General features: G+C 72.4%; 20 protein-coding genes. 13 read left to right on the forward strand and 7 right to left on the reverse strand.

All coding sequences use genetic code 11. The features are described 5' to 3' along the window. The first annotated feature begins 111 nt into the window (after nt 1-111). From BKE41_RS19270 to BKE41_RS19285, 4 genes are all read left to right on the forward strand, one after another. Nucleotides 112-2193, forward strand: a complete 2082-nt coding sequence (locus BKE41_RS19270) for a hypothetical protein (RefSeq protein WP_070999990.1) — start codon at nt 112-114, stop codon at nt 2191-2193. A gap of 244 nt (nt 2194-2437) precedes the next feature. Beyond that, nucleotides 2438-4267, forward strand: coding sequence for an extracellular solute-binding protein (locus BKE41_RS19275; RefSeq protein WP_244632973.1), 1830 nt, complete (start codon nt 2438-2440; stop codon nt 4265-4267). A 14-nt stretch (nt 4268-4281) separates the two neighbouring features. Then, nucleotides 4282-6129: an extracellular solute-binding protein gene (locus tag BKE41_RS19280; RefSeq protein WP_043343275.1), complete on the forward strand. Its 1848-nt coding sequence runs from the start codon at nt 4282-4284 to the stop codon at nt 6127-6129. 4 nt (nt 6130-6133) lie between these two features. Further along, nucleotides 6134-7240, forward strand: a complete 1107-nt coding sequence (locus BKE41_RS19285) for a microcin C ABC transporter permease YejB (protein WP_012320577.1) — start codon at nt 6134-6136, stop codon at nt 7238-7240. A gap of 19 nt (nt 7241-7259) precedes the next feature. On the opposite strand, the gene BKE41_RS19290 is transcribed toward BKE41_RS19285, so the two are convergent. Further along, complete coding sequence (locus BKE41_RS19290) at nt 7260-7751, reverse strand: Rrf2 family transcriptional regulator (protein WP_012320578.1); 492 nt, start codon at nt 7749-7751, stop codon at nt 7260-7262. Nucleotides 7752-7938: 187 nt separating this feature from the next. On the opposite strand from BKE41_RS19290, the gene hmpA reads away from it, so the two are divergent. Next, entirely contained in the window at nt 7939-9180 is a 1242-nt protein-coding gene (gene hmpA / locus BKE41_RS19295; protein ID WP_070999991.1) for an NO-inducible flavohemoprotein, read from the forward strand. Nucleotides 9181-9187: 7 nt separating this feature from the next. On the opposite strand, the gene BKE41_RS19300 is transcribed toward hmpA, so the two are convergent. Further along, a complete protein-coding gene (locus tag BKE41_RS19300; protein ID WP_245295812.1) occupies nt 9188-9988 on the reverse strand; it encodes a helix-turn-helix transcriptional regulator in 801 nt (266 codons plus the stop codon). A gap of 80 nt (nt 9989-10068) precedes the next feature. Between BKE41_RS19300 and BKE41_RS19305 the strand changes: the two genes are divergently transcribed. Both BKE41_RS19305 and BKE41_RS19310 read left to right on the forward strand, forming a co-directional pair. Continuing rightward, nucleotides 10069-11265 carry an MFS transporter gene (locus BKE41_RS19305; protein ID WP_059408566.1) on the forward strand — a complete coding sequence of 399 codons (1197 nt, stop codon included), beginning with the start codon at nt 10069-10071 and terminating at the stop codon, nt 11263-11265. A 64-nt stretch (nt 11266-11329) separates the two neighbouring features. After that, a complete protein-coding gene (locus BKE41_RS19310; RefSeq protein WP_012320582.1) occupies nt 11330-11839 on the forward strand; it encodes an N-acetyltransferase in 510 nt (169 codons plus the stop codon). 37 nt (nt 11840-11876) lie between these two features. Here BKE41_RS19310 and BKE41_RS19315 read toward each other — a convergent pair whose 3' ends face one another. Both BKE41_RS19315 and BKE41_RS30405 read right to left on the reverse strand, forming a co-directional pair. Next, on the reverse strand, nt 11877-12992 hold the full coding sequence (locus BKE41_RS19315) for a multidrug effflux MFS transporter (protein WP_051252358.1): 1116 nt from the start codon (nt 12990-12992) through the stop codon (nt 11877-11879). A 215-nt stretch (nt 12993-13207) separates the two neighbouring features. Continuing rightward, nucleotides 13208-14179: a cytochrome c family protein gene (locus BKE41_RS30405; protein WP_083374386.1), complete on the reverse strand. Its 972-nt coding sequence runs from the start codon at nt 14177-14179 to the stop codon at nt 13208-13210. A 354-nt stretch (nt 14180-14533) separates the two neighbouring features. Between BKE41_RS30405 and BKE41_RS19325 the strand changes: the two genes are divergently transcribed. Next, complete coding sequence (locus tag BKE41_RS19325; protein ID WP_012320585.1) at nt 14534-15277, forward strand: 3-deoxy-manno-octulosonate cytidylyltransferase; 744 nt, start codon at nt 14534-14536, stop codon at nt 15275-15277. A 24-nt stretch (nt 15278-15301) separates the two neighbouring features. Continuing rightward, entirely contained in the window at nt 15302-16159 is an 858-nt protein-coding gene (locus BKE41_RS19330; RefSeq protein WP_012320586.1) for a prephenate dehydratase, read from the forward strand. Between the two features lie 4 nt (nt 16160-16163). On the opposite strand, the gene BKE41_RS19335 is transcribed toward BKE41_RS19330, so the two are convergent. Continuing rightward, nucleotides 16164-16889, reverse strand: a complete 726-nt coding sequence (locus BKE41_RS19335; RefSeq protein WP_012320587.1) for a tyrosine-protein phosphatase — start codon at nt 16887-16889, stop codon at nt 16164-16166. 209 nt (nt 16890-17098) lie between these two features. Between BKE41_RS19335 and BKE41_RS19340 the strand changes: the two genes are divergently transcribed. Both BKE41_RS19340 and ppa read left to right on the forward strand, forming a co-directional pair. Continuing rightward, nucleotides 17099-17605 (forward strand): N-acetyltransferase, encoded by a 507-nt coding sequence (locus BKE41_RS19340; protein WP_012320588.1) that lies wholly within the window; start codon nt 17099-17101, stop codon nt 17603-17605. A gap of 111 nt (nt 17606-17716) precedes the next feature. After that, nucleotides 17717-18250, forward strand: coding sequence for an inorganic diphosphatase (ppa, locus tag BKE41_RS19345; RefSeq protein WP_012320589.1), 534 nt, complete (start codon nt 17717-17719; stop codon nt 18248-18250). A gap of 42 nt (nt 18251-18292) precedes the next feature. Here the strand turns inward: ppa and BKE41_RS19350 are convergent, their stop codons facing one another. Continuing rightward, nucleotides 18293-18826, reverse strand: coding sequence for a gamma carbonic anhydrase family protein (locus tag BKE41_RS19350; RefSeq protein WP_024829190.1), 534 nt, complete (start codon nt 18824-18826; stop codon nt 18293-18295). Nucleotides 18827-18983: 157 nt separating this feature from the next. On the opposite strand from BKE41_RS19350, the gene BKE41_RS19355 reads away from it, so the two are divergent. Beyond that, nucleotides 18984-19262: a hypothetical protein gene (locus BKE41_RS19355; RefSeq protein ID WP_012320591.1), complete on the forward strand. Its 279-nt coding sequence runs from the start codon at nt 18984-18986 to the stop codon at nt 19260-19262. Between the two features lie 106 nt (nt 19263-19368). Then, complete coding sequence (locus BKE41_RS19360; RefSeq protein WP_029359845.1) at nt 19369-19584, forward strand: hypothetical protein; 216 nt, start codon at nt 19369-19371, stop codon at nt 19582-19584. 29 nt (nt 19585-19613) lie between these two features. Here the strand turns inward: BKE41_RS19360 and BKE41_RS31700 are convergent, their stop codons facing one another. After that, entirely contained in the window at nt 19614-19778 is a 165-nt protein-coding gene (locus BKE41_RS31700; protein WP_165851008.1) for a hypothetical protein, read from the reverse strand. Nucleotides 19779-19793 lie beyond the last annotated feature (15 nt).

The raw sequence follows: 19793 nt of genomic DNA on the forward strand, positions 1-19793 counted from the left end.
TCTCCCGTACGGGAGAGGGAGCCCGTCGCGCCTGCCCGCGCCGCCGCGTGAGCGTGGCGGCGCCCGGCACGAAGCGCGGCGTCGCCTCACGGATCCGGAGTGCTCCGCCCGATGCTGAGCCTCAGCTTCACCCCCCTCCTGCCCTGGCCGGCCATCGCCGTCCTGGGCGCGATCGTCGCCGTCCTGGCGGTCTTCGCCGTCCTGGCCCGCGGCCGGACCGCGCTGCTGCGCGTCCTCGTCCTCGCCCTGGTGCTGGCGGCGCTCGCCAATCCCGCGCTGGTGCGCGAGGACCGCGAGCCCGTGAAGGACGTGGCCGCCATCGTGGTCGACCGGTCCGGCTCCCAGCAGCTCGGCGACCGGCCGCAGATGACCGACGCGGTCCGCGCCGAGCTGCAGCGCCGCTTCGGGGCGCTGACCGACATCGAGCCCCGCTTCATCGACGTGCCCGATTCCAAGGACGGCGACGACGGCACCAAGCTGTTCACGGCCCTGAGCCAGGCGCTCGCCGACGTGCCGCCGGAGCGGCTCGCCGGGATCGTGATGCTCACCGACGGCGTGGTGCACGACATCCCCGCCTCCCTGGCCCAGCTCGGCATCAAGGCGCCGCTCCACGTCCTCGTCACCGGACACCCGGACGAGCGCGACCGGCAGATCAAGCTCCTGGAGGCGCCCCGCTTCGGCATCGTCGGCAAGGACCTGACGATCCGCGCCGAGGTCATGGAGCGCGGCGGGACCGGCCACGCGGTCGTCACGGTGCGCCGCGACGGCGAGGAGATCGGCCGGCGGGACGTCGCCACCGACAAGCCGTTCTCCCTGAACCTGCGCATCGAGCACGGCGGCCCGAACGTGGTGGAGATCGAGGTCGAGCCGCTGCCGGGCGAGCTCACCACGGTCAACAACCGGGCGGTCCTGCCCATCGAGGGCATCCGCGAGAAGCTCCGGGTGCTGCTCGTCTCCGGCGAGCCGCACCAGGGCGAGCGCACGTGGCGCAACCTCCTGAAGTCGGACGCCAACGTCGACCTCGTCCACTTCACGATCCTGCGGCCGCCGGAGAAGCAGGACGGCACGCCGATCTCGGAACTCTCCCTGATCGCCTTCCCGACGCGCGAGCTGTTCGTCCAGAAGATCAAGGACTTCGACCTGATCATCTTCGACCGCTACGCCAACCAGAGCGTGCTGCCGCAGGCCTATTTCGACAACATCGTCCGCTACGTCCGCGAGGGCGGCGCCCTGCTGATCGCCGCCGGTCCCGAATTCGCCGGACCGGCCAGCCTCGCCCGCACGCGGCTCGCCGGCATCCTGCCCGGCGACCCCGACGGCCGGGTCGTCGAGAAGCCCTACAAGGCAACGCCGACCCAGATCGGCCAGCGCCACCCGGTGACCCGCGCCCTGCCGGGCTCGGACGCGAGCCCGCCCGCCTGGGGCGACTGGCTGCGCATCGTCGAGGCCAGGACCCGGCCGGGAATCCAGCCGATCCTGTCGGGGGCCGAGGGCCTGCCGCTGCTTGCGCTGTCGCGCGAGGACAAGGGCCGCGTCGCCCTGCTCCTGTCCGACCACGCCTGGCTCTGGGCGCGGGGCTACCAGGAGGGCGGCCCCTATCTCGACCTGCTGCGCCGCCTCGGCCACTGGCTGATGAAGGAGCCGGCCCTCGAGGAGGAGGCCCTGCGCGCCCAGACCACCGGGCGCGGCCGCGAGGTGCGGGTCGAGCGCCAGACGATGGCGGACCAGGCCGAGCCGGTCACCGTCACGGGCCCGACCGGCAAGGTGACGACGCTGACGCTCAAGCCCAAGGAGCCCGGCCTGTTCACCGCGACCTTCGACGCGGAGACCCTGGGCCTGCACACCCTGCGCTCGGGCAACCTCGTGGCCTTCGTCAGCGTCGGGCCGGCCAACCCGCGCGAGCTGGCCGACGTGTTCAGCGACACCGAGCGCCTGAAGGCCGCGGCCGACGGATCGGGCGGCTCGGTCCGCCGGGTCGCCGAGACCGGCGGCATCCAGGTGCCGCGCCTCGCGCTGGTGCGCGGCGGCCGCCTCGCCGGCAGCGACTGGATCGGCTTCCGTCCGAGCGACAGCGCCAACATCCGGGGCGTCGAGGTCTACCCGCTGGCGCTCGGCCTCGCGGCGCTGGCCGCGCTGGCGGCCGCTCTGCTCGCCATGTGGCTGGTCGAGGGCCGCCGGGGGCGGGCGGCGTGACGCGGCCCCGCGGCGGGTCGCGCGCGGCGCGCGCGCGGTCCTGTGCGGCGGCGCATGGTCGACGGGTGGCCGCCCGCGTCCTATGACCCCGGTACTTTCGAGATGTCCGCGCCGCGCGCGGGCCCGACGCAACGGAGACAGCCTGCCCGTGACAGCGCAGACCGTGACTGGACGCCTCCTCGCCGCGACACTCCTCGCCGCCTGCCTCCAGTTCGCCCCGGCCCGTGCGCAGGAACCGGCCGCGATGCCGTCGACGCCGGCTGAGTTGCCTGCCACCCTGCCGGCCGCCAACGGCCAGTGGACCCACGCGATCACGCTGATGGGCCAGCCGAAATACGGCCCCGACTTCAAGCATTTCGACTACGCCGACCCGGCCGCGCCCAAGGGCGGGATGGTCCGGTTCGGGGCCCAGGGCGGGTTCGACAATTTCAACATCGTCGTCGCCGGCCTGAAGGGTGACCTCGAGAACGGCATCCAGCAGATCTACGATTCGCTGATGACCGAGTCCTCGGACGAGCCGTTCACCTCCTACGGCCTGCTCGCCGAGGCGGTCCGGATCGCCCCCGATCTCGGCTCGGTCTCGTACCGGCTGCGCGAGAACGCCCGCTGGCACGACGGCCAGCCGATCACGCCCGAGGACGTGGTCTGGTCCTTCGACGTGCTCAAGGCCAACAGCCCGTTCTACGCCGCCTACTACCAGACCGTGGCCAAGGCCGCGGTGACCGGGCCGCACGAGGTGACCTTCACCTTCACGGAGACCGGCAACCGCGAGTTGCCGCAGGTGATCGGGCAGCTGCGCGTCCTGCCCAAGCACTGGTGGACCGCCAAGGACGCCAACGGCAAGCCGCGCAGCGTCACCGAGACGACCCTGGAGCCGCCGCTGGGCTCGGGCCCCTATCGCCTCGCGAAGTTCGAGCCGGGCCGCACGACGACCTACACCCGCGTGCCCGACTACTGGGGCAAGGACCTGCCGGTGAACGCCGGGCGCTACAACTTCGACACCGAGCGCTACGAGTATTTCCGCGACGGCACCGTGCTGGTCGAGGCGCTGAAGGGCGACCTCTACGACTTCCGGGTGGAGAACATCGCCCGGAACTGGGCGACCGCCTACGAGGATTTCCCGGCCGTGAAGGAGGGCCGGCTGATCAAGGAGGCGTTCCCCGAGCGCGGCATGGGCATCATGCAGGCCTTCGCGTTCAACACGCGCCGGGACAAGTTCAAGGATCCGCGCGTCCGCCGGGCCTTCAACCTCGCGCTGAACTACGAGGAGATGAACAAGGCCCTGTTCTACGGCCTGTACAAGCGGATCAACTCCTACTTCTTCGGCTCGGAGCTGGCCTCCTCCGGCCTGCCCGAGGGCGAGGAGAAGGCGATCCTCGAGAGCGTCAAGGACAAGGTCCCGGCCTCGGTCTTCACCACCCCCTACGCCAACCCGGTCAACGACGGCCCCGAGGCCGTGCGCAAGAACCTCCGCGAGGCCGTCGGCCTGCTGCGCGAGGCCGGCTACGAGCTGCGCGGCGGCAAGATGGTCAGCAAGGCCACCGGCGAGCCGCTGACCGTCGAGTTCCTGGAGTTCCAGAACACCTTCGAGCGGGTCATCCTGCCGTTCGCGGCGCAGCTGAAGCTGATCGGCATCGACTCCACCCTCCGGGTGATCGACCAGGCGCAGTACCAGAACCGCATCCGCAACTTCGACTTCGACGTCACCACGGCGTCGTGGGGCGAGTCGCTCTCGCCCGGCAACGAGCAGCGCGAGTACTGGGGCTCGGCGGCGGCCGACAAGCCCGGCTCGCGCAACCTGATCGGGATCAAGGATCCCGGCATCGACGCCCTGATCGAGAAGGTGATCTTCGCCAAGGACCGGCACACCGTGATCGCGGCGACGCGCGCCCTCGACCGGGTGCTCCTCGCCCACGACTACGTCGTCCCGCAATGGTCCTCCGACCAGCAGCGGACGCTGCGCTGGAACCGGTTCGGCCACCCGGCGATCCTGCCGGTCTACGCCAGTTCCGGCTTCCCGACGACGTGGTGGTACGACGAGAAGCTCGCGGCCAAGACCGGGGCGCCCCGTTGACGGGGGCGCCCGGGATGCCGACCCGGCGCGGCCTGGTCCTCGGGGCCGGCGCCCTCGCGGCGATGCCGCCGTGGCGCCGCGCCCGCGCGGCCGAGGGGGCGGAGCGCCACGGCCTGTCCAGCTTCGGCGAGCTGAAATACGGTCCCGACTTCGCGCATTTCGACTACGTCAATCCGATGGCGCCCCGCGGCGGGCGCTTCTCGGCGCAGCTCGCCGCGACGACCGGCAACCAGTCGCTCAACACCTTCAACACGCTCAACATCTACGTGCTGCGCGGCGACGGGGCCGCCGGCATGAACCTGACCTTCGACAGTCTGATGGTCCGGGCCCTCGACGAGCCGGACGCCCTCTACGGGCTGGTCGCGCGCGCCGTCACGGTCAGTCCGGACGGCCTGACGTACACCTTCGCGCTGCGCCCGCAGGCGCGGTTCCACGACGGCTCGCCGCTGACCGCGCGGGACGCGGCCTTCAGCCTCAAGCTCCTGCGCGACAAGGGCCATCCCGAGATCGCCGAGGTCATCCGTCCCATGACCGACGCCCGGGCCGAGGGCGACGGGCGGCTCGTGGTGACCTTCGAGCCGGGCCGCGCCCGGGACCTGCCGCTGTTCGTCGCGCAGCTGCCGCTCTTCTCCGCCGCCTACTACGCCGGCCGGGACTTCGAGGCCTCGACCCTGGAGGCGCCCCTCGGCTCCGGTCCCTACCGGGTCGGCGCCGTCGACGCGGGCCGGTCCATCGGCCTGGAGCGCGTCCCGGATTACTGGGCCGCCGAACTGCCGGTGAATGTCGGCCAGAACAATTTCGACGCGATCCGCTACGAGTATTTCCGCGACCGCACCGTGGCGTTCGAGGCGTTCAAGAGCGGCGCCTTCACGTTCCGCGAGGAGTTCACCGCCCGGGTCTGGGCCACCGGCTACGACTTCCCGGCGATGAACGAGGGTCGCGTCGTCCGCGAGACGGTGCCGGACGCGCGGCCGAGCGGCACGCAGGGCTGGTGGATCAACACCCGCCGCGCGGCGTTCCGCGACCCGCGGGTGCGCGAGGCGATCGGCCTGTGCTTCGATTTCGAGTGGTCGAACCGCAACCTGATGTACGGCGCCTACGCGCGCACGGCCTCGTTCTTCGAGAATTCCGACCTCAAGGCGACCGGCAAGCCCTCGGCCGAGGAACTCGCCCTGCTGGAGCCGTTCAAGGACCTGCCGCCCGAGGTGTTCGGCGAGGCCTGGGCGCCGCCGGTCTCCGACGGGTCCGGCCAGGACCGGGCGCTGCTGAAGCGCGCCGACGCGCTCCTGCGGGAGGCCGGCTGCACCCGCCAGGGCGGCAACCTGCTGCTGCCCGGCGGCCAGCCCCTGACCCTCGAGTTCCTCGACGAGGATCCGGTCTTCCAGGCGGTCACGCAGCCCTTCATCCGCAACCTCGGACTGCTCGGCATCAGGGCGAGCCTGCGCACGGTCGACCCGTCCCAGTACCAAGCGCGGCTGAAGGATTTCGACTTCGACGTCACGCCGCGCCGCTACAGCAGCGGGCTCACCCCCGGCGCGGAGCTGCGCGAGACCTACGGGTCCCGCTCCGCCGGGACCGCGGGCTCGAACAACCTCGCGGGAATCGCGAGCCCGGCGATCGACGCGCTGCTCACCGCCGTCGCCGACGCGACGTCGCGGGCGGACCTGACCACCGCCTGCCGGGCCCTCGACCGGGTCCTGCGGGCCGGGCGCTACTGGGTGCCGATGTGGTACGCCTCGACCCACCGCCTCGCCCTCTGGGACGTGTACGGCCGCCCGGCGACCCCGCCGAAATACGACCTCGGCGCCCCTGGGACGTGGTGGTTCGACGCCGACAAGGCCAAGCGGATCGGGCGGGACTGACGCCATGCTCGCCTACATCCTGCGCCGCATCGGCCTGATGATCCCGACCCTGTTCGGGATCATGCTGATCACCTTCACCATCGTGCAGTTCGCCCCCGGCGGACCGGTGGAGCGGGTGCTGTCGCAGCTCCAGGGCCAGCGCGACGGGGCCATGTCCCGCGTCACCGGCGGCTCGGGCGACCTCGGCGGCGCCAGCCGGCCGTCGGGCGGCGGCGGAGACGCCAGTTCCCGCTACCGCGGCGCCCAGGGGTTGAGCCCGGAATTCATCGCCAAGCTCGAGAAGCAGTTCGGCTTCGACAGGCCGGCGCCCGAGCGCTTCGCCAAGATGCTGTGGGACTATGTCCGGTTCGATTTCGGCCGCAGCTACTTCCGCGACGTCACGGTCATCCAGCTGATCAAGGAGCGCCTGCCGGTCTCGATCTCGCTGGGCCTGTGGATGACGCTGCTGTCCTACGCGATCTCGATCCCGCTGGGCATCCGCAAGGCCGTGGCGGACGGCACGCGCTTCGACCGCGCGACCTCCTTCGTGGTGATCATCGGCTACGCGATCCCGGGTTTCATGTTCGGGCTGATGCTCATCATCCTGTTCGCCGGCGGCTCGTTCTACCAGTGGTTCCCGCTGCGCGGGCTGACCAGCGAGGGGTGGGAGAGCTTCTCGCCCTGGCACAAGGTGACCGACTACGCGTGGCACATGGTGCTGCCGCTGACAGCCCTGGTGATCGGCGCCTTCGCCACCTCGACCCTGCTCACCAAGAACTCGTTCCTCGACGAGATCCGCAAGCAGTACGTGCTGACCGCACGGATGAAGGGGCTCTCCGAGCGGCGCGTGCTCTACGGGCACGTGTTCCGCAACGCCATGCTGATCGTGATCGCGGGCTTTCCGGGCGCCTTCATCTCGGCCTTCTTCACCGGTTCGCTGCTGATCGAGACGATCTTCTCCCTCGACGGCCTGGGCGAGCTGTCGTTCCGGGCGATCGTCGGGCGCGACTATCCGGTGGTGTTCGCCACGCTCTACATCTTCTCGCTGCTCGGGCTCGCGGTGAACCTGCTGTCCGACCTGATCTACGTCTGGATCGACCCGCGGATCGATTTCTCGGCCCGGGCGACCTGACCGCGCGGCGCGCGGGCCGTCAGGCCTCCGGCAGGCCCGCGGCACCGGCCGGCATCGGCGGCTCGCCGCCCGGAGGCCCGGCGAGGCCCAGCAGCGCCGCGATCGCGTCGCCGTCCGGCGAGCCGAGCAGATCCGCCAGGGTGTAGCGGTCGAGGACGGCGAGGAACGCCGCCAGAGCCTCCCCCAGCACCCGCCGGAGCCGGCACGGGGCCGTGATGGCGCAGGCGCCGCCGCCGAAGCACTCGACCAGCGCCAGGTCGTCCTCGGTCTGGCGCACCACCGCACCGACGACGATCTCCCCCGGCGGCATCGCCAGGCGGAGGCCGCCGCCCCGGCCGCGGATCGTCCGGATCAGGCCCAGCCGTCCCAGCTGGTGGACCACCTTGGTCAGGTGATTCTCCGAGATGCCGTAGGCGCGGGCGATCGCGGCGATGGAGCTCTGCTCGGGCTCGTGGAGCCCGACGTAGATCAGCGTGCGCAGCGCGTAATCCGTGTAGCGGGTCAGGCGCATCTCAACTCCAGAAGACGATCTCTGCCGTGGGGCGGTGCGCGCCGCGAGCCGCGTCCGTACGCCCTGCGGAGGAGCGGCACCACCGCCGACGCGGGGCCGATCGCCGCCCCATAAGATACATTTTGATTGCACCTTTTCGAGGGGCGCGCTAGAAGATGCATGACGTATGCACCTTTTGAGCCGTGCCATGCCCGCGCCCCTCTCCCCTGCCACCGTCGCTCTCATCAAGGCCACCGTGCCGGCCCTGGAGGCCCACGGCCTCACCATCACGAAGCGCATGTACGAGCGCCTGTTCGAGAACGCCGAGATCCGCGACCTCTTCAACCAGTCCCATCACGGCGAGACCGGCGCGCAGCCGAAGGCCCTGGCCCAGGCCGTGCTCGCCTACGCCCGCAACATCGACAATCTCGGTGTGCTGGCCGGAGCGGTGGAGCGCATCGCGCAGAAGCACGTCGCCCTGAACATCCTGCCGGAGCACTATCCCCACGTCGCCGACGCGCTCCTCGGCGCGATCGGGGACGTCCTCGGTGAGGCCGCCACGCCGGAGATCGCCGCGGCCTGGGGGGAGGCGTACTGGTTCCTGGCGGAACTGCTGATCGGCCGGGAGGCCGCGATCTACCGCGACCACGCCTCCGAGCCGGGCGGCTGGAACGGCTGGCGCGACTTCGTGGTCGAGAGCGTGACCCAGGAGAGCGAGACGATCCGCTCCTTCGTCCTGGTCCCGGCCGATGGCGGCCCGGTGCTGCGGCATCGGCCGGGCCAGTATCTCGGCTTCCTCCTGGACCTGCCGGGCCGCGGCGTGCTGAAGCGGAACTACTCGGTGTCCTGCGCGCCGAGCGACCGGGCCTACCGCATCACCGTCAAGCGCGAGGCGGCGCCGGGCCGGCCGGCCGGGATCGCCTCGAACTGGCTGCACGACCACGCACATCCCGGCACCGTGCTGAAGGTCGCAGCCCCGGCGGGCGATTTCAGCCTCGACGCGGAGGGCGACGCGCCCGTGGTGCTGGTCAGCGGCGGCGTCGGGCTGACCCCGATGATCAGCATGCTCGAGACCATCGCGGCGGACAGCCCGGACCGGCCGACCTGGTACGTGCACGGCGCCCTGTTCGGCCGCGTGCACGCCCTGCGCGACCACGCCCGGGCGCTCGCGGCGCGGGCCCGCAACGCGCGGCTCGTGACCTTCTACGCGGAGCCCGAAGCCGCGGACCGGCCGGGTGAGCACTACGACGTCCAGGGCCTGATCACGGCGGACTGGCTCGTCGAGCACACGCCGCACGACCGAGCGACCTACTATCTGTGCGGTCCCAAGCCGTTCCTGCGGGATCTCGCCACCGGCCTGCTGCGCCGCGGCGTCCCGGCCGAGCGGGTGAAGTTCGAGTTCTTCGGCCCGGCCGACGAGCTGTTCGAGAAGCCCCGGCAGGCGGCCTAGGCGGCGCTCAAGCTGGCCCGGCGCCGCGGAGCGGGCGCTCCGGGCCGAGCACCCGCGCCACGGTCGTCCGCAGGGCCTGCGCGCTCCGGTAGCCCACCGCCGCCGCGACCGCCCGCGGCGGCCGCCCCTCGGCCGCGAGCGCCAGCGCCCGGATCACGCGGGCCCGGGCCCGCCAGTCGCCGAAGCTGAGGCCCGTTTCCGCACGGAAGCCGCGCGTGAGCGTGCGGCGGCTCGCGCCGGCCCGGTCGGCCCAGGCGTCCAGATCGGCCTCCGAGGCCGGATCCTCGATCAGCGCGAGGCAGACGCGGCGCAGGCGCGGGTCGCGCGGGAGCGGCAGCGCGAGCGGCGTCGCGGGGGCCCGGCCGATCTCGTCGAGCACCAGGGCGGCGAGGTGGCCGCCGCGGCCGTCGACCGCGTAGAGCACCGGCTCCTCCGCCAGCGCCGTGAGCGCCGAGGCCAGGAGCCGCGACACCGCGATCACCCGGCAACTCGCCGGGAAGGACCGGACCGCGGCGGGATCGAGATAGGCCGAGCACATCGAGACCGCGCCGTGGGTCGCGACCGCGTGCGGCAGCCGCGGCGGGATCCACAGGGCGTGCCCCTCGGGAACGACCCAGGTGCCGTCCTCCGCGAAGGCCATCATCAGCCCGGACGTGGCGTAGAGCAGCTGCGCGCGGGGATGGAAGTGCCGGTCGAGATGCATCCCGGCCGCGTAGGTCTTGGGCATCACCGCGACCGGGCGGGGTACGTCCTGATAGTCGGCCGCCTCCGTCGACCGCCCCGCGGCGGCGCGCGGTCCCGTCAACATTGGCCCGTTCGCGTACATATCCGGCCCAACACCGCCATCGGGTCAGGCTATCAGGGGGCCGTCCCGGAGGATACGCCGCGATGGATTCGGATACACTGTCCCGCCGCACCCTGCGCTTCGTGAACGTCGCGCACGCCCTCGACCACTTCGTGCTGCTGATCTACCCGACCGCGGTCATCGCCATCGCGGCCCAGACCGGGCTCGGCTACGGCGAGCTGATCGGGCTCGCCACCGGCGCCTTCGTGGCCTTCGGCCTGTGCTCGCTGCCCATGGGCTCGCTCGCCGACCGGTTCGGGCGGCGCAACATGCTGGCGGTGTTCTTCTTCGGCTACGGCCTGTCCTGCCTCGGCGTCGCGAGCGCCTCGACGCCGCTCGGCTTCGCCCTCTGGCTCTGCGTCCTCGGGCTCGCCTCGGCGATCTACCACCCGGTCGGCTCGGCCATGCTGGTGACCCATGCCCGCCGGCTCGGGCACGATCTCGGCATCAACGGCGTCTGGGGCAATTTCGGCGCGGCCGCCGCCTCCGGCCTCACCGCGCTGCTCGCCGCCACGATCGGCTGGCGCGCGGCCTTCGTCGTTCCCGGCCTCGTCTGCCTCGCGTGCGGGGCGGCGTTCGTGGCGCTGGTCCCGGGCGACGGCGACGCCGCGGGAAGGAAGGCCGGCGGCGCGGCGGTGATCCCGGTGACCCGGCCCTGGGCCCTCATGGCGATGTTCGCCCTGTCGATCTTCGCGGGCGGCCTGACCTTCAACCTGACAACGATCAGCCTGCCCAAGGTGATCGACGAGGGCGTCGGGCAGGCGCTGCCGCTGGCGCTGACCGGCTCCCTCGCCACGGGCGTCTTCCTGTTCGGGGCGCTGATGCAGCTCGCCATGGGCCGGCTGATCGACCGCTACAGCCTGCCGTCCCTGTTCGTGGCGCTCTCGGTGCTGCAGCCGCTGGGGCTCGGGATCGCGGCCGTCTCCACCGGCCTGCCGCTGCTCGCCGGGCTCGTCCTCGCCATGACGGCGATCTACGGGCAGGTGGTGATCAACGACGCGATGATCGCCCGCTACGTCCCGCCCGCCTACCGGGCTCGCGCCTACAGCGTGCGGTACTTCGTGGGCTTCACGGCGAGCGGCTTCGTGGTGCCGGCGATCGCCCTCCTGCACGACCGCGGCGGCTTCGCGCTGGTCCTCGGCGTCGCCTCCGCCTGCGGCGCGGTGATCTGGCTCTCGGCCCTGGGCTTCCTGAGGCTGACGCAGGGCGGCGAACGGCCCGCGCTGGCCGCCGCCGAGTAGCGCGACGGTTTGCGGGTCCGGCCCGGCGCTGCTACGCGGCGGCCGTCCGACCCGCGAGCACCCCGTGACCGATCTGTCCCTCGTCATCCGGCCGGAGCGGCCGGAGGATGCCCCCGCCATCGAGCGCCTCCATGCCCGGGCCTTCGGCCCCGGCCGCTTCGCCCGCACCGCCTACCGCCTCCGCGAGGGCGCGGCCGAGCGGATCGACCTCGGCATCACCGCCTCGGTCGGCAGCTTCCTCGTCGGCTCGGTCCGGATGGGTCCGGTGCGGACCGGGGCGACCCCGTTCGTGATGCTCGGCCCCCTGGCGGTCGACCCGAGCTTCGAGGGCCGCGGCATCGGCGGCACCCTGACCCGCGCGGCGATCGACGGGGCGCGGCGGGCGGGCGAGGGCCTGGTGATCCTCGTCGGCGACGCGCCCTACTACGCCCGCTTCGGCTTCACGCCGGTCCCGCCCGGGCGCCTGACGCTGCCGGGGCCGGTCGACCCGGCGCGCCTGCTGTGGCTGGAACTGGCCGACGGTTTCGGCGCCGGCGCGTCGGGCGCCGTGGAGGCGCTCGGCCCGACGCGGTGACGGAGACGGTCCCGCGCCGCCGTCGCGCGCGGTCCCGTCAGGCCCGCCGGAGCGCCAGCGCGGCGATCAGGCCGGCCGCGAGCAGGGCGAGCGCCACCGGCGTCGCCGAGGTCGCGGGCCACGCGGAGGCGGCGACCGTGAACAGCGCCCCGAAGGTCATCTGCGTGAAGCCGTAGAGGCTGGACGCCGAGCCGGCCGCGTGCGGGTCGACGTTCATCAGCCCCGCCACCGCGTTGGGGCTGAGCAGGCCGACGCCCACCGCGTAGGCGAAGAGCGGCACGATCAGGCTGACCACGCCGAGCATGCCGGTGCGGTCCACGAGCAGCAGCGACAGCGCCGCGCCGATGCAGAGGAGGTTGCCGCTCCGCGCCGCCCTGCGGATCGGCACCCGGGCGGCGAGCCGGCTCGCCAGGACGGCCCCGCCGACCATGCCGAACACGACGATCAGGCAATCGAACCCGACCTCCTGCGAGGAGCGCCCGAGCCGGTCCACGAGGAGGAACGGCGCTACGGCCAGGAAGGCGTAGAGGCTGGTGCCGCCGCAGGCCCCCGCCACCAGGTAGGCGCGGAACACCGGGACGCGCACCAGCCGCAGGTAGCCGGACAGAACGGCGACGAAGCCCGGCAGCGCGACCTTGTGGCGGTTGGTCTCGGGCAGGGTGAAGACCACGAGCGCGCCCAGCACGGCGACGAGGCCGGCCAGCACCACGAACACCGCGCGCCAGCCGAAGGCCTCGTTCACCACGCCGCCGATCGCCGGGGCCAGCGCGGGCGTGAGCGTCATCGCGGTGGTGAGGATCGCGAGCTTCCGGGCCGCGTCCTCGCGGGTCGAGACGTCGCGGACCATCGCCCGGCCGATCACCAGCGAGCCGCAGGCGCCGAGCGACTGCAGGACACGGGCGACGAGCAGGACGCCGATATTCGGCGCGGGGATCGCGAGCAGCAGCCCGGCGAGGTAGAGGCCGAGTCCCCCGATCAGGATCGGGCGCCGCCCGTACCGGTCCGAGAGCGGCCCGTAGAGGAGCTGACCGCCCGCGAGCCCGATCAGGTAGACGGTGATCGTCAGCTGGGCGCCGGCGGCGTTGGTGCCGAGGTCGACGGCCGCCGCCGCCAGCGCCGGCACGAAGATGTGCAGCGCCACCGTTCCGGTCATGGTCACGGCGACCAGGAGCGGCAGGGGTGCCCGGCGCTCCGCCACATCGGGACTTCGATCAGCCAAGGGGTCCTACGCGGTTCTCGATCCGGCAGGATGCCGGGGCGCGGCCGCCTTAGAGCAAGGGCCGCGCCCGGAGCCATGCCGGCGGAACGCGCCAGACACGCGAGGGGCGGGACCGTCCCCGGCCCCGGACCCGGACCCGGAGGTGCCGCCTACTCCTTCGGCAGCGGCTGCGGGGTCGGCAGCGGCGCGTTCAGATCCTTGGTCGGGCCGCCGACCTCGAGATCCTTCGCCCGGTCGACGGCCTCGGGATTGGCCTGCGCGGGCGGCTCCTTGGCGGCCGGCGCCGTCGGCGCGGTCGGCTCGGCGGGGATCAGGCTCGAGGGCTGGCCCTGCTGGTCGCTGTCGTGGGCGCTGGCCGGCGGGGCCGGCGCGTTGCGGTCGCTCGACTCGCCGGTCGTGCGCGGGCTGCCGGGCGACTTCGCCTCGACCGGCTTGGCGGTGCCGGTATCGGCGGGCTTGGCCGGGCTGTCCTTGCCCTCGGACGCCTTGCCGGCGGCAGGCTTGTCGGCAGACGGCTTGTCGGCTGCGGGCTTGTCTTCGGGCTTGGCCGCGGCGGGCGCGGCCGCCGGCGCGGCGTCGCTCTTCTCGACGGCCGGCAGCGGCTTCGGCGATTCGGCGAGCGTCCGCAGGTAGGCGATGACGTTGGCCCGCTCCTGCGGCGCGGCGATGCCGGCGTAGGCCATCTTGGTGCCCTTCACGTAGGCCTTCGGGCTCGTGAGGAACTCGTCGAGGTCGGCGTAGGTCCAGGTGCCGCCCTTCTCCTTCATGGCCGCCGAGTAGTCGAAGCCCGCATGCGCGCCCTTCGGCCGCTCGACGATGCCGTACAGGTCGGGACCGACCTTGTTGGGGCCGCCCTTCTCGAAGCTGTGGCAGGCGTGGCAGGCCTTGGTGCCGGCCTCGCCCTTCTCGACGTTGGCGCTGGCGAGGCGGACGGCGATCGGCTCGACCTTGGCCTCGGGCGCCGCGGTGGCGGCCTCAGGCTGCGGCTCGGGCAGGTCGTAGCCGGCTTTGCCCGCCGGCTTCGGGTGATAGATCAATTCGGCGACGAAACCCGATCCGGCCGCGAACAGAAGGGCGCCGAGGACTGCACCCAGGACCTTGTTCACCTCGAACGAGTTCATGCTCTTCTCGCAACTCGGCCGTGCCGATCGCGCGCCTGACACGGGCGAGCGGGCTCGGACACCGGACATTGGAAGATTTCGAGGTTGCCTTAGCGGTTCCGGGCGGTTCCTGACAATGCCGCAGGGGCGTTCCGCGTCGCTCCAGCGCAGGATTGTTCCACCGAATTGCCCAGCTTGTCACCAGGTGGCACCTTTTCTCCACCGCGGTCCGGCCGCATCCCGGCCCTCTGCCCGGCCCTCTGCCCGGCCCTCGACCGGCCCGTTTCCGGGGACGACAACCGGGGGCCGGCCTGTTAAGCAGCCGGCCGCCTCCCGCCGCGGCCGCTCGACCCGCGCATCCGGATCCGAATCTCGATGTCCGATCCCCTGGTCCTGATCCCGGCGCGCCTCGCCGCGACCCGCCTGCCGAACAAGCCGCTGGCCGACATCGCCGGCGAGGCCATGATCGTCCATGTCTGGCGCCGGGCCGTGGAGGCCGGCATCGGCCCCGTGGTGGTCGCCACAGACACGGCGGAGATCGCCCGCACGGTCGAGGCCGCGGGCGGCCTCGCGGTGATGACCCGGGCCGACCATCCGTCGGGATCCGACCGGCTCGCCGAGGCGCTGGAGATCGTCGATCCGGAGGGGCGCCACGACGTGGTCGTCAACGTGCAGGGCGACCTGCCGACCATCGACCCGGCGATCATCGGCGCCGCTATCGTGCCGCTCGCCGACCGCACCGTCGACATCGTCACCCTGTGCGCGCCGATCACCGATCCGCACGAGGCCGACAACCCCAACGTGGTCAAGCTCGTCGGCCACGCGGTCGGTCCCGGGCGACTGCGCGCCCTCTACTTCACCCGCGCCCGCGCGCCCTGGGGCGACGGGCCCCTCTGGCACCATATCGGCCTGTACGCCTACCGGCGCACGGCGCTGAGCCGATTCGTGGCCCTGCCGCCCGGCGAGCTGGAGGTGCGGGAGAAGCTGGAGCAGCTGCGGGCCCTCGAGGCCGGCATGCGCATCGATGCCGCCATCGTCGACGACCTGCCGCTCGGCGTCGACACCCCCGCCGACCTGGAACGGGCCCGCGCCCTGCTGCAGGGCCGGCGCCTGAACTGACACGCCGAACGAATCCGCGCCGCCATGACCGATCGCACCATCGCCTACCAGGGTGAGCCCGGGGCCAACTCGCACATCATCTGCGCGGAGGCCTACCCGGACTGGACACCCCTCCCCTGCCCGACCTTCGAGGACGCCTTCGCGGCGGTGACGGAGGGGCGCGCCCAGCGGGCGATGATCCCGATCGAGAACTCGATCGCGGGCCGGGTCGCCGACATCCACCACCTGATCCCGATCTCGCCGCTGCACATCGTGGCCGAGCACTTCCTGCCGATCCACTTCCAGCTGATGGTCCTGCCGGGCACGAAGCGCGAGTCGCTGAGGAGCGTCCACAGCCACGTCCACGCGCTGGGCCAGTGCCGCCGGATCATCCGGCGGATGGGCCTGAAGGCCGTGGTCGCCGGCGACACCGCCGGGGCGGCCCGCGAGATCGCCGAGATCGGCGACCCGAGCCGGGCGGCCCTGGCGCCCGCGCTCGCCGCCGAGGTCTACGGCCTCGACATCCTGGAGCGCGACGTCGAGGACGAGGCGCACAACACCACCCGGTTCGTGGTCTTCTCCCCCGAGCCCGTGCCGGTCGCCCAGGGCACCGAGCCCTGCGTGACGAGCTTCGTGTTCCGCGTCCGCAACATCCCGGCCGCCCTCTACAAGGCGCTCGGCGGCTTCGCGACCAACGGCGTCAACATGTCGAAGCTCGAGAGCTACATGGTCGACGGCGAGTTCACCGCCACGCAGTTCTACGCCGAGGTCGACGGCCACCCGGAGGATCCGGGCCTCAGCCGCGCGCTCGACGAGCTCGGCTTCTTCTCGCGCGAGCTGCGGGTGATCGGCACCTACCCGGCCCACCCGTTCCGGGAGGCGGCGCGGCCGGCGGCGGAGTGAGCCCTCACTCCCGCCGGAGCACCCGGTCGGCCGCCAGATCCGACCAGAAGCCCGGCCGGAAGTCGCGCTTGAGCGCCTCGGGATCGTAGACGGTCTCGACCCAGGTCAGGAAGTCGAGGCCCTTCGCCTCGCCCTCGGCGCGGTACCGGGCGAAGAACGCGTCGAGGATGCCGGTCTTGGCGAAGCGGAGATGGCCGTAGCGGGCGGAGAGCTGCCGCGCGGCCTCGGCCACCGGGCGGCCCTCGTGCAGGATCAGGTACAGGGCCGAGGCGAGGCCGGCCCGGTCGGCGCCGGACTTGCAGTGCATCACGGCCGGGTACTCGATGCCGGCGAAGAACGCCTTCGCGCCGAGGATGGTGGCCCGGTCGGGCGCCTCCCGCGAGCGGAGCACGAACTCGACGAGCTTGAGCCCGTGGCGCTCGCAGGCCTCGCGCTGGAGCGGCCAGGACCCGTGCTCGCGCCCGCCGCGCAGGGAGATGATCGTCCGCACCCCCTCGGCCCGGAAGCGGGCGAGCTGGTGGGGACCGGGCTGGGCCGAGCGCCAGAGGGCGCCGGACCCGACCCGGTGCCGATTGAGGTAGGCGAGGCGGAAGACCCCGTGGTCCATCAGCAGCATGTTGGCCCAGGCCATCAGCCGGTCGCCGGGGCCGGCGATCGGCCGCTCGAAGCGGGCGATCCGGGCCATGCGCCGCGCGTAGCGCGTCTCGGGCTTGAGGAAGCGGTTGAACAAGGCCGTGCTGCCGAGGGAACGAGCCCGGGCTCTACCAGCCACCCGCCCACCCCGCAATTCGCCGGCCGGCAGGTGACCGGCGGGCGGGCAACGCCCCGGAGCCGGCGCGATCCGGCGCCATTCTTGCCTTCACTCCGCCCGGATCGGCACCGAACCTGCGCGGGCCGCGCGAGTTATCCGCCGGTCGGACGATCGGAGGCCCGAAGCCCATGAGCACGCGCACCACGAGCATCCGCCGGGCCCGCGAGGCCGATCTCGGCGGCTTGTCCAAGGTGTTCGATGCGTCCTGGCGCGAGGCCTATCGCGGCATCATCCCCGGCGTCGCCCTGGAGCGGCTGATCGCCACCCGGGACCGGGCGTGGTGGCGGGGCGCCCTGCGCCGCGGGCGGCCGATCGCGGTGGTCGAGACGGGCGAACTCGTCGTCGGCTACGCGGCCTACGGGCGGACGCGCAGCCGGTCGCTCGGGACCGAGGCCGAGATCGACGAGCTCTACCTGCTTCCGGAGTACCAGGGCGTCGGCCTGGGCCGGCGCCTGTTCCGGGCGGTGCGCAACGACCTCGCGGATCACGGCCTCACGCGGCTCGGCGTGTGGAGCTTGGAGGACAACGCCCGCGCCAGCGCCTTCTACGAGGGGCTCGGCGGCGTCGCCGGTCCGCGGGTGCTGGACCGGGTGGCGGGCCTCCCGCTCCCCAAGGTCGGCTATCTCTTCGGCTAACGTTTTCCAGCGCTCGTTGCCGGGCCGCACCATCGACTGATTTGCTTTGCCAAGCCGCGCCTCTAAGAGAGCCGGGAAGCGGACGAGACCGCATTCCGGAAGCGACACGCCATGAAGATCGACGCCATCCCGCTCGGCAAGAAGCCGCCGCACGACGTCAACGTGATCGTCGAGGTGCCGCTCGGCGGCGAGCCGATCAAGTACGAGATGGACAAGGAATCCGGCGCGCTGGTCGTCGACCGGTTCCTGTACACCCCGATGTTCTACCCCGGGAATTACGGCTTCATCCCCCACACCCTGTCGGGCGACGGCGATCCCTGCGACGTGCTGGTGGCCAACACCCGCGCCGTGCTGCCGGGCGCGATCATCAGCGCGCGTCCCGTGGGCGTCATGGTGATGCAGGACGAGGGCGGCGAGGACGAGAAGATCATCGCGGTGCCCTCGCGCCACCTGACCAAGCGCTACGACCGCGTCGAGAACTACACCGACCTGCCCGAGATCACGATCCAGCAGATCCAGCACTTCTTCGAGCACTACAAGGACCTGGAGCCCGGCAAGTGGGTCAAGTTCGTCCGCTGGGGCGACAAGGAAGAGGCCCACCGGCTGATCGAGGAGGCGATCGAGCGCGGCAAGGCCAAGAAGTAAGGGCGGCCCGGCCGCTCCCGCCCGGGGAGCGGCCCGTACCCGTCAGCCGTCGATGCGGCGCAGGCCCGCCCGGTAGCGCCGGGCATTCTCCACGTAGCGCTGGGCGGCCTGCCGCAGGCCCTCGATCGCGGCCTCGTCGAGGGTGCGCACGGCCTTCGCCGGCGCCCCGACGATCAGGCTGTGATCCGGGAATTCCTTGCCCTCGGTGACCAGCGCGTTGGCGCCGACGAGGCAGCCGCGGCCGATCCGGGCCCCGTTCAAAACCGTCGCCCCCATGCCGACGAGGCTGCCGTCCCCGATGGTGCAGCCGTGCACGATCGCGCCGTGCCCGATCGTGACGTCGGTCCCGATGTCGAGGGGAAAGCCGGGATCGACGTGCATGATCACGCCTTCCTGGACGTTGGTGCGGTCGCCGATGCGGATCGGCTCGTTGTCGCCGCGCAGGGCCGCGCCGAACCAGATCCCGACATCGAGGCCGAGATGCACGCGGCCGACCACCTGCGCGTCGGGCGCGATCCAGACCCGGTCAGGGTCGGCGAGGTCGGGGACGTGATCGTCGAGGGCGTAGAGCGGCATGGCGGCCTTTCGGAGGGAGTGGTCGTCCCGACCGCGCGGCGCGGCCGGGATCGCGACGGATGACGCGCAGCGCCTGTCGCGGGAATGGTACGGCGCGCCCAGGCTGCCAATGCTAGGCTGGCTCCGCAAGCGGTCGCGACCCGGATGGGAAACAGAGATGGCACGGCTCCCGGCCCTGATCGGTCTGACGGCGCTCCTGCTGACACAGGGGGCCAGGGCCGCGGATCTGCGGGAGGCCGGACCGCTCGGGCGGTTCCGGGCGACCTGCGAGGATCTCGGGACCTTCTGCTTCGCCGATGCCTGTGGCGGCGACCAGATCGCGGCGGCCCAGGGCTGCCGGGCGCGCTGCCCGAGCGCGTCGATCGTCGAGGTCGTCCCGGCCGCCTGCCCGCTGTCCGAGGGCCGGCCCCTGACGGTCCTCCGGCGCCGCGGCTGAGATCCCGCCGCGACCGCTCCCCGGGCGAAATTCCGCGTCCGCGGCAACGAAACGCGGAACGCGGCATTGATCGTTCGCGAACAGGTGAACAAGGGGACGCGGACAGATGCTCGCGAACGCGCGCGATGCCCGCAGGCGCACGGGGCTGACGAGCGATCTGCGTCCGCCCGAAGCGGGCCCGAACGCCGATCCCGTCCTGTACGGCGTGGCCGCAGGTCTGGCCGCCCTGTTCCCGCCGGTCATGCTGCGGTCGGAGACGGCGCCGGAACCGCGTCGCCCCTCTGGAACCGGCCAGTCGCGGGACACGACCGGCTCCCGGTGACGGGCGGCCCGCGCGGAGCGGTATCCGCCTCAGGCGGCGAGCCGGACGAGCAGGAGAAGCGTCGCCGCGACGGGGACCGCCGTGGCGAGCCAGAGGGCGCCGGGGTGGAACCCCTCGGGCCCCGAGAAGCGCGAGGTCCGCGTCACCGCGGGACGCAGGGAGTCCCCGCGTCCGATCCCGATCCCGACTGGCATCCGTGGCCTCCTCGA

Origin of the sequence: Methylobacterium sp. C1, from assembly GCF_001854385.1 — a bacterium.
Lineage (GTDB): Bacteria > Pseudomonadota > Alphaproteobacteria > Rhizobiales > Beijerinckiaceae > Methylobacterium > Methylobacterium radiotolerans.